This window comes from Pedobacter sp. BAL39, from assembly GCF_000170795.1.
Lineage (GTDB): Bacteria > Bacteroidota > Bacteroidia > Sphingobacteriales > Sphingobacteriaceae > Pedobacter.
This window is the reverse complement of the sequence record NZ_ABCM01000006.1, coordinates 24,265-37,158: the sequence shown is the minus strand read 5'-3', so window position 1 is coordinate 37,158 and position 12,894 is coordinate 24,265. Positions and strand designations below refer to the sequence as shown.

Annotated in this window: 10 protein-coding genes; 2 read left to right on the top strand and 8 right to left on the bottom strand. The window is 45.3% G+C overall.

The window, feature by feature from the left end; translation table 11 throughout:
- Positions 1-22: 22 nt before the first annotated feature.
- From PBAL39_RS09620 to PBAL39_RS09610, 3 genes are read right to left on the bottom strand one after another with little or no spacing between them, the layout of a single operon-like run.
- Positions 23-1,351: a cell wall metabolism sensor histidine kinase WalK gene (locus PBAL39_RS09620; protein WP_008240774.1), complete on the bottom strand. Its 1,329-nt coding sequence runs from the start codon at positions 1,349-1,351 to the stop codon at positions 23-25.
- Between the two features lies 1 nt (position 1,352).
- Positions 1,353-2,027 (bottom strand): response regulator transcription factor, encoded by a 675-nt coding sequence (locus tag PBAL39_RS09615; protein ID WP_008240771.1) that lies wholly within the window; start codon positions 2,025-2,027, stop codon positions 1,353-1,355.
- A gap of 17 nt (positions 2,028-2,044) precedes the next feature.
- A complete protein-coding gene (locus tag PBAL39_RS09610) occupies positions 2,045-2,266 on the bottom strand; it encodes a hypothetical protein (protein WP_008240769.1) in 222 nt (73 codons plus the stop codon).
- A 212-nt stretch (positions 2,267-2,478) separates the two neighbouring features.
- On the opposite strand from PBAL39_RS09610, the gene PBAL39_RS24615 reads away from it, so the two are divergent.
- Positions 2,479-3,084, top strand: coding sequence for a hypothetical protein (locus tag PBAL39_RS24615; RefSeq protein ID WP_050784335.1), 606 nt, complete (start codon positions 2,479-2,481; stop codon positions 3,082-3,084).
- 161 nt (positions 3,085-3,245) lie between these two features.
- On the opposite strand, the gene PBAL39_RS09600 is transcribed toward PBAL39_RS24615, so the two are convergent.
- A complete protein-coding gene (locus tag PBAL39_RS09600) occupies positions 3,246-3,953 on the bottom strand; it encodes a DUF4397 domain-containing protein (protein WP_008240767.1) in 708 nt (235 codons plus the stop codon).
- Between the two features lie 200 nt (positions 3,954-4,153).
- Here PBAL39_RS09600 and rpiB point away from each other — a divergent pair, with 200 nt between their 5' ends.
- Positions 4,154-4,600: a ribose 5-phosphate isomerase B gene (gene rpiB, locus PBAL39_RS09595; RefSeq protein WP_039866402.1), complete on the top strand. Its 447-nt coding sequence runs from the start codon at positions 4,154-4,156 to the stop codon at positions 4,598-4,600.
- A 634-nt stretch (positions 4,601-5,234) separates the two neighbouring features.
- Here rpiB and PBAL39_RS09585 read toward each other — a convergent pair.
- The 4 genes from PBAL39_RS09585 to PBAL39_RS09570 form a co-directional block, all read right to left on the bottom strand.
- The gene (locus tag PBAL39_RS09585) at positions 5,235-6,557 is read right to left on the bottom strand and encodes a hypothetical protein (RefSeq protein WP_039866376.1); all 1,323 of its coding nucleotides are present in this window, start codon (positions 6,555-6,557) and stop codon (positions 5,235-5,237) included.
- A gap of 316 nt (positions 6,558-6,873) precedes the next feature.
- Positions 6,874-10,080: an efflux RND transporter permease subunit gene (locus PBAL39_RS09580; protein WP_008240756.1), complete on the bottom strand. Its 3,207-nt coding sequence runs from the start codon at positions 10,078-10,080 to the stop codon at positions 6,874-6,876.
- A gap of 22 nt (positions 10,081-10,102) precedes the next feature.
- On the bottom strand, positions 10,103-11,266 hold the full coding sequence (locus PBAL39_RS09575; protein WP_008240754.1) for an efflux RND transporter periplasmic adaptor subunit: 1,164 nt from the start codon (positions 11,264-11,266) through the stop codon (positions 10,103-10,105).
- A gap of 8 nt (positions 11,267-11,274) precedes the next feature.
- Complete coding sequence (locus PBAL39_RS09570) at positions 11,275-12,624, bottom strand: TolC family protein (RefSeq protein ID WP_008240752.1); 1,350 nt, start codon at positions 12,622-12,624, stop codon at positions 11,275-11,277.
- Between the last annotated feature and the right edge of the window lie 270 nt (positions 12,625-12,894).

Here is a 12,894-nt window from a genome sequence, read left to right as displayed (position 1 = left end):
GCAAACATTTCAAATACTGGTTTTACGGATGGGCAGAAATTACATTTCTGAACGTAAGCGTAAAGGTTGTCCCTTGCTGTAAGGCGGAGACGACCTTTATGTCTATATGGTGATAGGTGGCGATACTCTTCACAATGGCCAGTCCAAGTCCATACCCAACCTGTTCCCTGAGGTTTGTTTTTCGGAAACGGTCAAAGATAAACGGTACTTCTTCTTTAGTAATGCCTATGCCGGTGTCCTGGAGGTTGATGAGATAGTCATTGCCCCGCATTTCATCTGTGATGCTGATGCTGCCATTTTCCTTATTGTATTTGATGGCGTTATTGATCAGATTGTAGAATAACTGAAAGAGGAGGTCCTGATTTACCTGCTTCAATTTTGTATCCCTGTCGATGTTAATGTCAATACGCAGGTTTTTATCCGTCAGCCTGTGGCTGATCTCTTCCATTACCTCGATGATCAGTATTTTCAGGTTTACAGTAGCACTTTTCGCAAACTGCTCATTCTCAATTCTCGAAATGAGCAACAAAGAGTTGGATATTTTCTTCAGGCGGCCCAATGTTTTCATCATCTCCACGATCTTCATGGCCATATGGTCCGGCAGGTGCTCGTCACTCAGCATATTTTCCATTTTATTCTGAAGGATGCTGATCGGCGTCATCAGCTCATGAGAGGCATTGGCGGTAAACTCTCGTTCTTTCTCGAAAGCGTCATTGATCTGCTCCATTAGTAAGACCAGCGATTCATCCAGGTATTTGAAATCCTGTGTTGAGGTCGCAACTGCCGGGGAATGGTCGCGGAAAGGAAACTTCCTGTTCACCAGCCTGGTGCTGATGATCTTTCCCAGGGGCTGGATGAGGATACGGGTAAAAATCAGATCGATGATCAAAGTGAAGACGATCAGTGACATCAGCACGTAAAGGGCGATGCGCTGAAGTGGTTTATTGTACTGGTTAATACTGGCAATGGTCTTGCCAATTTCCATCAGGTAACTTTTCTGGTCTACCACAAAAGTATGCATCAGGATCCTGTAGGTAAGCGTGTCCTGTTCTACCACCCGCTGTTCCGTTTTGATGGTGTCTATGCGCAGGTCAGATTTTGCAGGCTCCAGCGCGATGTACTCCTCCTTCAGCATGGTATAACTCCCATAGCTATCGTCACCCTGCAGGTAGTGCTGTATCCCATTCTTTTTGACGTTCCGGATTACCTTATCCTGCTGTCTGCGAAGGGAGTTGTTCGTGTATTCCGATACCAATCCATCCACAAGGAAAGGCAATGAAATGATGAACAGTAACACCACAGCGAGCTTGGAGCCGGTAATGAAGGAGATGAGCTTGGTGGATAACTTCATGTTAGTTTTTTATTCTGTAACCGACACCCCTTACGGTCTCCAGGAAATCTGTGGGGGCATGGACATTCAGCTTCTTTCTGATATTCTTAATGTGTGCATCAATATAGTTGGAATCGTAATCGTCATCCGCAAAGGTGCCCCAGATGTGTTCACTCAGCTGCATCCTCGTCAGCACCCGGTTTTGGTGCAGCAAGAGGTAGCTGAACAAGTCAAATTCTTTTCTCGACAGTTCTATCTGTTCGGTGCCGCAGTGGATGACTCTTTTCTGAAGGTCAATACTGAAGTCACCTAATCTGAGCAGCTCTTCTTTAATGTTGAACTTGCGGCGCGCAATGGCCTGCATCCGGGATTGGAGCTCAAGCAAAGAAAAAGGTTTTGCCAGGTAGTCGTCCGCCCCCAGGTCAAGACCTGCAATGCGGTCTTCCAGGTTACCACGGGCGGTAAGGATGACATAGGCGGCATCAGGATTATGTTTTTTTGCGGCAGGCAACAGGCTCAGGCCATCGCCATCGGGCAGGCCCAGGTCCAGCAGAATGTAATCATAGCTGTTGACGCCTATTTTCTCCAGTCCGCTTTTGATCGTATGGGCTAGATCGCACACATAGAAGGCCTTCTTAAGGAAGTCTTCCATTTCGTATGCAAGTGTTTTTTCATCTTCAACAATGAGTACTTTCATAGATGGTCTTTTGCTGATCAGCCCCGGCCTGGTTTTCCAGGTTTACTCTGTTTTCTGGATTTGGGCACTTCCTTGACATCAGGTTTTTTCTTTTCCTGCCTTTTTTTATTGTCCTGAAAGGAGTATCTGAATTCGTGCCCAGTATGGGCGGCGGTGTCACGGGCATAAACGCCCAGTGGGAGCAGGGCAACCAGTAGTATCGCAATTGATGAACGTAAGAAATCAGCTTTACTTTTCATTTGTGTAAATATAGGTAAAGTTTGCCTGTATCTGTGCCACATTTTTATGGTAATTACCTGCCAAGATCCACACTAAACATGAATTTAAGATGAAAAAAGCAAAGAAAAAAGAAATCCTGAATTATTGAAAATAGTTTGAAAATTTCATGTTGTTTTCATGTTCGGTATGGAGATTTGAAATACACAAATGAAACCTTTTAATATATACGACCATGAAAAAATTAATATTCTTAAGTCTGCTGGGTGCGATTGGGATCATTCCGCACCATGCGGCAGCCCAGGTAAGTTTGAGCATCAACATCGGATCACAGCCATTGTGGGGCCCTGTAGGATATGATTATGTAGACTATTATTACATGCCCGATATAGAGTGTTACTACAATGTCCCACGCCGACAGTTTGTATACCTCAGCGGCAGCAGGTGGATTTTTTCTTCCAGCCTGCCTTCGAGATACAGACATTATGATCTGTACAGCGGATACAAGGTAGTGGTGAACGGGCGCGATCCCTACCGCAACTTCTACAATGATAGGACAAGGTACGGACGTTACAGGAATGTAAGGACACAAACTGTCATCAGACATAGCAACGATTCCAGGTATTATGTTGTCAAAGGACATCCTGGTTATGGACACCGCGGAAGCGTGAGACATGAGGTGAGGGATCACCGCAGGGATGACTACCGTAATGGGGGGAAAGGCCGAGGAAATGATTGGGGAAGAGGTGGAGATCGCGGTCGTGATCATGAAAGAGGACACGATAGGGGTCGTGACCGTGGAAATGACAGGGGGCGCGACCATGGCCGCGGCAGGCATTAAACACACCAAATAAACCAACCATAGGTTACGGTCGGTTAGGGGCCGCTAACCAAACAGCGCGAATCAGGATCTCTGAACGCGCTGTTTTTTTGAATGATCTAAGTCGATTAACTAAATCAGTTCATCTGAATGATCGATTTGATGAATTATTGATTTTGGAACTAGTGGCTGATCAACTGCCCTGAGAAGGGTTGTTCTGCTTCCGTGGGGCTCAGCAATCCTTTTGCAAACACCGTATAAGCTTTACCTGCAGTCAGTGTAGTTTCTGCAAGGGTAGTTTTTGATGTCCCACTGCCATGTTCTTTCAATTCAAAGATGTACTTTTTTGCATCTACTTCGATGTAACTGCTGGATGTTTTGTAAGCTCTGTCGGTGATCACACTTGCTCCGTCTTTTACAAATACGTCCAGTGAAGGTGCGTCAGGTGAAAGGTTAATGAACCTCAGCAGTGCTTTGCCGTTTGCTGGGGCAACCACAGCATCACTTTGTACCAGGAATTCCGGATTTGCGCTGCGACCGGTCAGGATTAGTGTGTAGGCGGTGTTATTTTCAAATGATACATCTTTACTAATCAGGCTTTCTGTACTGCTGGCAGTAGTGAATTTAACGGTCTGCGTACCTGTAGCAACTGTGAAATAGGGCATGCTGCCACCAAAAGGCAGTGCATTGGTGTTGGCCTTTGCTGATCCGAAATAAACATTATTAGTTCCCAGGGTGGGTATTGCGGTAATGATGGTAACTGATGCGGCTTCTTGTACCGGCGTCTCTGTTTTTCCACAAGACTGCATCATGATCGTGCCTGCACAAAGGGCGGTTATAGCTAGTAAGTGTTTGTTTTTTAGTGTTTTTGCAATTGTAAAAAGCTTCATATCTTAATTGTTGTTGATTTATTCTATTAAACGGGTATCTTCCTGCGAACGCTACAGTGGGCTGTGGTAAAACTCACCACACTTGTTCCTAAAATGGAGCAAATGTCATGTTTGTCTTTAAGCTGATGCTCTGCCCTGGCATTGCGCGGATTTTGGCTAAATTAGGGAACAATTTATCAATAAACATAAATAAAAAACTTATGAAAGTCATTCTAGGGTCAGATCATGCAGGATATCGATATAAACAGATGTTTAGTGAATTGCTGACTACCGAAGGGTATGAAGTGCTCGATCTGGGCGCATTTAATGAAGAGGCCAGCGACTATCCGGACCATGCTGAAGATGTTGCAGTGGCGCTCCAGGAAGGAAAAGGCGATCGTGGCATCCTGGTATGCGGCAGTGCCGTAGGGGTAAGCATAGCCGCAAATAAATTTAAAGGCATCAGGGCAGGTGTTTGTCATGATACCTATTCTGCGCATCAGGCGGTCGAACATGATGATGTAAACGTGCTTTGTCTCGGCGAGCGTGTCGTAGGACCTGCCCTCGCAAAGGAAATTGTACTTTCCTTCCTCAAAGCCAGCTTCACGAATGAAACACGTCATGTGAAACGACTGGCCAAGATTACCGCAATCGAAGATCAATGGTAATTGATCCCTGTGGCTAAGGCTGTCAGTAACTGTGGAAAACTATGTTAGAAGCCTGTTGATAACGTGTGGAAAGAGGTGAATAAAAAATATGTAGATATCTTTGGATCAAATGGTTATATGTCGTATATTAGATCTATCAAATACGAAGTACTTTAACAGTTTGAAAGAAATCATCCAAAAAGAACACTTAGCCTCAGGGCAGAAAGATTCTGGAGGTTTCGAAGGATAAGCCACAATTAGATTCAGCAATGAAATGGATTGTGAATGATCAACAGACGCTGAAAAGCGAGATGTATCGGCTGATTCCGGAACAGACGCAATAGCCTGTATGTTATTCTAAGGAAAAATGTATCAAGGTATTGTTATCAAAGGATCAGGGTTTGCGAGAGCCAGGATTCCGGAGAAGGGTAAAGTAAAATTCATTTGATGCTTTTTCGGTGCTACGGCAATGAAAAGGTGAAAACGGAGAACCAATTCGCTAGAAGAGGACTCCGTTTTCTTTTTAAGGCCCGTTCGAAGGTTTCGGTGCTGAAAAAAATAGGAATTCCCTTCAGACCCAAATCTTCTGCCCGAAGGACAAATATTTGAACGTCTGCAAAGCAAATTAAGTTTTTTTCTCCGCATAAAACGATCATCAACCATCATCGTCCGTATGAAAATCCGCATTGTCGCTGGATTTTGATGCTGATGGTTCTCTCCTTGGCTGGTCGGTAGTTTTAAAACTGATTTCGTAAACGGAGGGGGATTTATCTGACGTCAATCCTTTGATATTTGTCCCAGTTTGATGCGAGAAAGGGGCTGCGATACCAAGTTCAGCTCCCTGAATATTTTCGTCGGGGTTAGTCTTGAATTTGACCACCTTATTCGTTTCTAAAGGGTTCTTTATCGGTTCTGAAGTGCCTTTCTCAGCGCCTGGTTGCTCCTGACTTTCTTTCTCCGACTTACTGATGGCATATTGCGGCCTCGTCTCTGTAACCTGGATCGTAACATCAGGTATCGGGATTTGTTCCGGGCTTATGTCAATAAATGGGTTCCCTGAGCTTAACGGTTCATATATGCAGCATGTCTGGGGAGCTGATGCGTTTTCCTGAGCTGATTGATGAGATTTCCCTGCGATGTCTGAGCCATCATTTCCTTCCGATTCTGTTGCCCTCGTTTCTGGTTCTTCATCTGCGAAGGAGAAATTTTTACGTGCCCAACCGCGGTTCGGCCTGCCTGGAAATTTACCCGGGTTTACACTGACGTCACAGATCATCGCCGGACTCATCTCCGGGGTGTTCACAGACAGCTGGTAGCGGTCCCACTTGTCGTGATAATGTAGGGCGATAGAGGTGATCACATAACATCCTTCAGGGATATCGTAGGTCCATTCCTGCTTGGTGGTGTGGCTATGATCTCTTGAAATCTCCATGATCGGGTTCATCTCATGTGAGCCTATTTTCTCATCTTCAGTTTTTAGAGATCCATAATGTACAGATAAAAATACGGTACAGGAATTGGCATTTTCCGGAAAATGAAGGTTTTTTTTGATTTCCATTTCCGGAAGCGTTACCCGCAATTTGCCATTCATCAGTCTCGTTTCGGGCAATGTCCACAACAATTCCTTCAGCTGCGATTTCATGTTGAATTCGAAGCCGTTCAATGACTTGAATGTCCGGGTATGGAAATCGTAATTTCCGGTATCTTGATCGAGGTGTCTCCTTAAAATGACGCCCATTTGCCTGTTCAGGCGGTTGATCATGTCGGCATCTGCCGTAAATTTCAGCTTGTACTGGAGATGATTCCGTATATGCCCGGCAAATTTGCTCGCTTCGCCAAATCGGTTTGCTGCCTTTTTAGTGGACTCGCTTTGTTTTATCGGCCCTGGTTTACCTCTTAGGGTATTTGTACCCCGGTGCACACTGAATACCGCTGGCCCCAATGCGCCTATTATATTTTTGTTTATTATTCGTGCCATGTTATTATCAATAAATAAGAGTGTATTAATTTATGGCAAGTTAAATATAAATAGGTATCAAATCCAAATTTGATTTACATATACACAACATCAAATCTATATTTTATTTGAAAAACGTGGACTTGACGTGGAGTATATGTGGATTTGTCGTGGATTAGATATAGGGATAACTACGGGCTGCACACTTGCTGCCTAGTATCGTTTGTGTTAACAGGTGGGGTGCGGGTAAAAGGGTACCTTATGGAGACAGGGATAGTTGCATAAAAAAAGCGCGTGTCCGGGGGGACACGCGCTCAATTGAATATTTAACGATTAATTAGTGCGCAGGTTTTGCCGCTAAGTCCTCATCATCATCGGCATGTAAAGTATCTGCATGGTCTTCAGGTTTGTAGTTTGCCTGAAGTTCAGCAAGTTTCTTTTTACCGTAAGCAAGTTTGGTAATTAGTACAAACAGAACCGGAACGATAAAGATCGCCAGCAGTGTTGCGGAAAGCATACCTGCCGCTACTGTCCAGCCAATGGTCATACGGGATACGGCACCAGCGCCATGGGAGATGATCAATGGAATAACACCCAGGATGAAGGCCAGGGAGGTCATCACGATTGGGCGTAACCTTAGTCTCACTGCCTCAATGGTTGCCGCAATCAGCTCCATGCCCCAATCTACACGTTCCTTGGCGAACTCTACGATCAGGATCGCATTTTTTGCCGACAAACCGATGAGGGTGATCAGACCTACCTGTGCATAGATGTTATTGTCCAGCTTAGGCAGGAAGGTCAGGGCCAGGATGGCACCAAATAATCCCAATGGTACTGATAACAGGATTGAGAATGGTACCGACCAGCTTTCGTATAATGCGGCAAGGAGCAGGAATACGAACACGATGATCAGCGCGAAGATCAGGGTGGTACTGCTTCCTGCCTCACGCTCTTCCAAACTTAGTCCGGAGAAGTTATAAGTATAGTTTGCCGGAAGGGTTTGTTTTGCCACTTCTTCCAATGCATTCAGTGCATCACCGGAACTGAATCCTGGTTTGGCTGAACCACTGATTTCAATCGACCTGAAAAGGTTATAGTGGTTAATGATGGAGGCATTCTCGACAATTTTGTATTTCAATACGGAGCTCAATGGTACTGATGTTCCCGCTGCGTTTCTAACGTACAGCTGGCTCAGGTTTTCAATCTTCGCACGGTAGTTGGTGTCTGCCTGTGTAACGACCCTAAAGTTACGTCCGTATTTGGTGAAGTCATTGACATAGCTACTTCCAAGATAAGTGGAAATGGTACTATAAACATTACCAATAGAAAGGCCCATTTTTTTCACCTGCTCGCGGTCCACTTCCACCTTATAGTTTGGTGTCCTTGCGTTGAAGAGGGTATACGCCATGGCGATTTCCGGGCGCTGATTTGCTGCCATCAGGAATTTACCTACGTTGGCTTCGAAAGTTTTGATGTCTCCGGCTTGTTTCTCCTGGATCTGCAGGGAGAAACCTCCACTGATACCCAGACCAGGGATCGGCGGCGGTGCTACGGCAAGAACGCTACCGTCTTTATCACCGGCGAAGGTTTGCATTACCCTTCCAATTACCGTATTCACATCACCTTCACGTTCATCCCATCCTTTAAGCTGCACGAAGAATGTAGCTGCGTTGGATTTGAAGGAACGGTTCAGGATGTTGATACCGCCAATAGAAGTGATGTTTTTAACCTCAGGACTATTTTTCTGAATGGTTTCTGTTACTCTTTTAATGAAAGCATCCGTACGGGCTGCAGAAGCACCCTCAGGAAGGGTAACCCCCATTAGGAAGATACCGGCATCCTCATTAGGGATAAATCCACCTGGTTTTTTAGCGAATAAACCTACGGTACCTACATAAAGACATACCAGGATCACCATCACCAAAGGTGCTTTTTTCAAACACCATTTCACACCATTTGAATAGTTATGCGTGACTTTGGCAAACCAGATGTTGAACTTGTAGAAGAACTTGTTCAGACCTCTCGATTCTTTCGTCAGGTTCATTGGCGTCAGCAACAGGGAGCACAAAGCAGGTGTAAGTGATAGGGCAATAAAGGCCGAGATCAATACCGAAACCGCAATGGTAATGGCAAACTGCTGATAGAGCTGTCCCACCATGCCGGGGATAAATCCTACCGGGATAAATACCGCTGCAAGGATCAGGGCGATCGCAATTACCGGCGCTGTGATGTCTTTCATCGCCCTGCGTGTCGCATCGGGAGCAGAAAGTCCGTCATGGTCCATATAATGCTGCACCGCTTCCACCACCACAATCGCATCATCCACCACAATACCGATGGCCAGTACGAAACCGAACATTGTCAGTACGTTGATGGAGAAACCAAGAACGGTGAACAGGATGAAAGTACCAATGATGGATACCGGGATCGCCAATACAGGGATCAGGGTAGCCCTCCAGCTTTGCAGGAAGAAGAATACCACAATAGTTACCAATATTAACGCCTCTACCAGTGTATGGATCACCTCGCTGATAGATACCTTTACAATAGATACAGTTTCATAACCGATGGCATAATCCAGATCTTTAGGGAAAGAGGCTTTCAGCTCTTTCAATGCTTTTTCGATACCATCTGCCGTTTGTACCGCGTTACCGCCCGGCGTCTGGTTGATGGCCATCATGGAAGATACCTTACCATTGATTTTAGACCTTGTTGCATAAGAGAACTCTCCAAGCTCCACTCTGGCAACGTCTCTCAGGTAAACCGGAGATCCGTCAGTACCATTTTTGATGATGATGTCACGAAATTGTTCTTCCGTGTTCAGGTCCCCATCTAGCACCACTGAGAATTCAAAGGTCTGGCTGTTTGCCTGTGGAGGACCACCAACGGTACCACCCGGAATACGCGAGTTTTGTTCTGCAATGGCGGTAGATACATCAGCAGGTGTCAGGCCAAGTCTGGCCAGTTTGTTGGCGTCGAGCCATACACGCATACTGAAAGGTTGTCCGAAAGCCTGCACGTCACCCACACCAGGGATCCTCAGCAAGGCATCCTTTACGTAAAGGTTGACATAGTTGGAGATGAACTTCTGGTCGTACGTGCCGTTTGGTGAGTAGAGACCTACCACCATCAGGATGTCGTTGTTTGCTTTTTTAGTAGTTACCCCTAAACGTCTTACCGCTTCCGGTAAGGCTGGCTCGGCAATACCCACCCTGTTTTGTACATCCAGGGCAGCGATGTCAATATTGGTACCTACGTCGAACGTAACGGTGATCGCTGAACGACCATCCGAAGTACTGTTTGACTGAAGGTATTTCATGCCTGGTGTACCATTGATCTGACTTTCGATAGGGGTGGTTACCGTCTGCTCCACCGTTTCGGCATCAGCACCCGTGTAGGTACCACTTACGGTTACCGTTGGGGGTGCAATATTGGGATACTGACTGATCGGGAGCGTCGTGATCACAATCGTACCGATGAGTACGATGAGGATGGAGATCACGATGGCTGTGACCGGTCGTTTTATAAATACTTCTGAAATCATAAAGCTGAAATTCTTTTAAAAACTATTTCTTAGGTTGTGCTGCCGGTTGTTGTGCGCCCGCCTGTGCGGGAGGAGCAGTGCTGACTACAGCACCAGGTTTTACGTTCTGTGCGCCGTCTACAACAATCACTTCACCTTGTTTCAGTCCATTGCTCACGATAACTCGCGAGTCGAACTGTTTGCCGAGCTTAACGATGCGTGGTTCCGCCTTACTGCTGTCGCCGACAATGTAAACGGTAAACTCACCAAGTTGTTCCTGAACAGCTTTGAAAGGAATAACCGTTTGCTCACCCTCAGATCTGTTTTTTGCCTGCAGGTTGACCGTCATACCAGCGAACAGCTTGCTGTTCGGGTTAGGGTAAGAAATTCTCACTTTGATCGTTCCTGTCTGAGGATCTACAGCACGGTCAATTGACGTGATGCGTCCTGCAGCTTTATACATAGATCCATCCTGAAGCTGTACGCTGAAAGTAGAATCTTTCAATGCCGCAGGATCTTTCTGCAAGGCTACAAAACGAGGAATGTCAGCTTGATTTACAGCGATGTCTACCGCGATAGGATCGTTTGTAGATACCACGTTTAAGATGCTGCTGCCGGTTGTAACAAAAGCACCCAGTCTGATCTGCGAGATACCGATGGTTCCCGTTAGCGGTGATACCACTACTGCACGCTGCAGGTCTGACGCTGCTGATGCAAGTTCAGCCTGCGCTGCTGCCAGCTGGGATTCTGCATTGGCAAGGTCTGTTGCAGCATAGTCTACACGTTGCTTGGCAACCGCATCCTGCTCAGCAAGTTTGGTATATCTATCTGCATCTTTTTTGAACTTATCACGGTTTGCTTTTGCTACAGCGACGTTGGCTTTGGATGCATTGTAGGCCGCCAGGTATTTTGTGCGATCGATTTCATACAATTTCTGTCCTTTCGTCACACGCTGACCATCTTTAATGAAGATTGCAGTTACGTAACCGCTCACCTGCGGTCTTAATTCTACTTCGTTTAAAGCGACTACTACCCCTGGGTAAGTGTCAACTATGGTCACCGCCTCTGTAGCTACTGTATAAGTAGATACTGGTGTGGCAGGAGGAGGTCCTGCTTGTTGCTGAGCGGATTTGTCGCCACCACAGGATGCCAGGGTTAAAGCGCTGATGATAACGAGGCCTGATTTTATGTAATTGATGTTGTTCATTTTTATGGTTATTGATTTACGGTGATAGTTCCTAAAGCTTGTTGTACATCCAGTTTAGCAGATAGCAAACTGTATAATGCATTGAGATAATTCAGTTGTGAGGTCCTCAGATCTGTCTCTGCAGTCATCAGGTCCAGGTAAGATTTTATGCCTTCATCGTATTGTAGTTTGATGGTATTGTATACAGATTTTGAAAGGTTTACGTTTTCATTCGCTGTTCTCCAGTCGTTCAGTCCTGCTTTATACGTTGCCATTGCCTGCTCATACTGAGAGTTGATCTGATTTTTGGTGTTCTCCAGGTCCAGGTCGATTCTTTTTTCCAGCAACTGTGACTTACGAATTTCCTGGATCCTCTTTGTTCCGAGGAAAATAGGGATGTTGAGCTTCAAACCAACAACCGAGCTTGGGTAAGATTGGTTGTAGAGGTTGCTGAAGTCATTGTTTTGGTAGTTCCAGTTGTAGTTGATGAATCCAGATAGGTTAGGCATATAAGCCAGCTTATTATAGTTCGTAGTAATCGACTGCAATTGTCTTTGGGTTTCAAGTTGTCTGAACTCAATCCTGTTCTGATGGTTCAGTACCTGATTGGTATCAATTAGAACTTCCGTTTCCATCGCTTGTCCGTTGAAGGTCAGACTCAGGTCTTTGTCTGCCTGATAACCGATGATGGACTTCAGGTATGCATATTTGTACTTCAACAGCTCCTGCGTCCTTTTCTTGTCGGCCAGCGAATTGCTCAGACTGATCTGTGCCCTTTGAAAATCCGTCTTGTCGACCAGACCTACACCGTATTGTGCTTTGGCATCGTTCAGCTGTTTCTGCAGACGTGCGATGTTCTCGGTAGTGATTTTCAGTTGCTCCTGACTGGTGAGGATGTCATAAAATGCTTTACTCACATCTACTACTGTAGTGATCTCCGTATTTTCAGTGGCCTGTTTGTATTGTTGCCTGTAGTATCTGGCAGATTTAGACGCCTGGATCAGACCTGCATTCAGAAACTGCTGATCTGCCTGCAACAATAAAGAAGAGGTGTTTTTTGTACCAAATGTGATGAAAGATGTTTCTCCGTTGGTAGTCAATGCCTGCACCTGTTGTTTCAGGTTGTGGTTGAATGTTCCGTCAGCATTGATTTGGGGCAGCCAACCGGAAAGGGCCGACTTGATGTCACGTTCACCGATCTCCTGATCAATGATTGCTTGTTTGACACCTGGTTTGTTTTTTAGGGCATAACGTATGACCTCCGGGAGGGTCGCGTTCGACAAAGTGACATTGGCACTGTCTGTTTGAGCTAGAATATGTCCAGGAATGAGTATGAGACCCACGGCAAGGAGCGTATTCGTTATTTTATTGAAATTCATAAATAATTGCAAAATTGAAATTTGAATAAGGTAAAAATAACTAATTTGTTTTGGTTGATATGGAGAAAGTGACCGAACACAATATAATAAAGACTGAAGCGCACTAAACCGTCACCCAAATGAAGGGGTTTTCCTAAGATTTGTTTAAAGGAAACGAAGATGTTGAGTGTGCATATTATCCGTTTTAGCTTGTGTTTTTGTCTATTCGGTAAAGTTTGCGTTTAGAATTCTAAATATAAATCATATTCTTGTCAAAAAGCAGTTATAAAC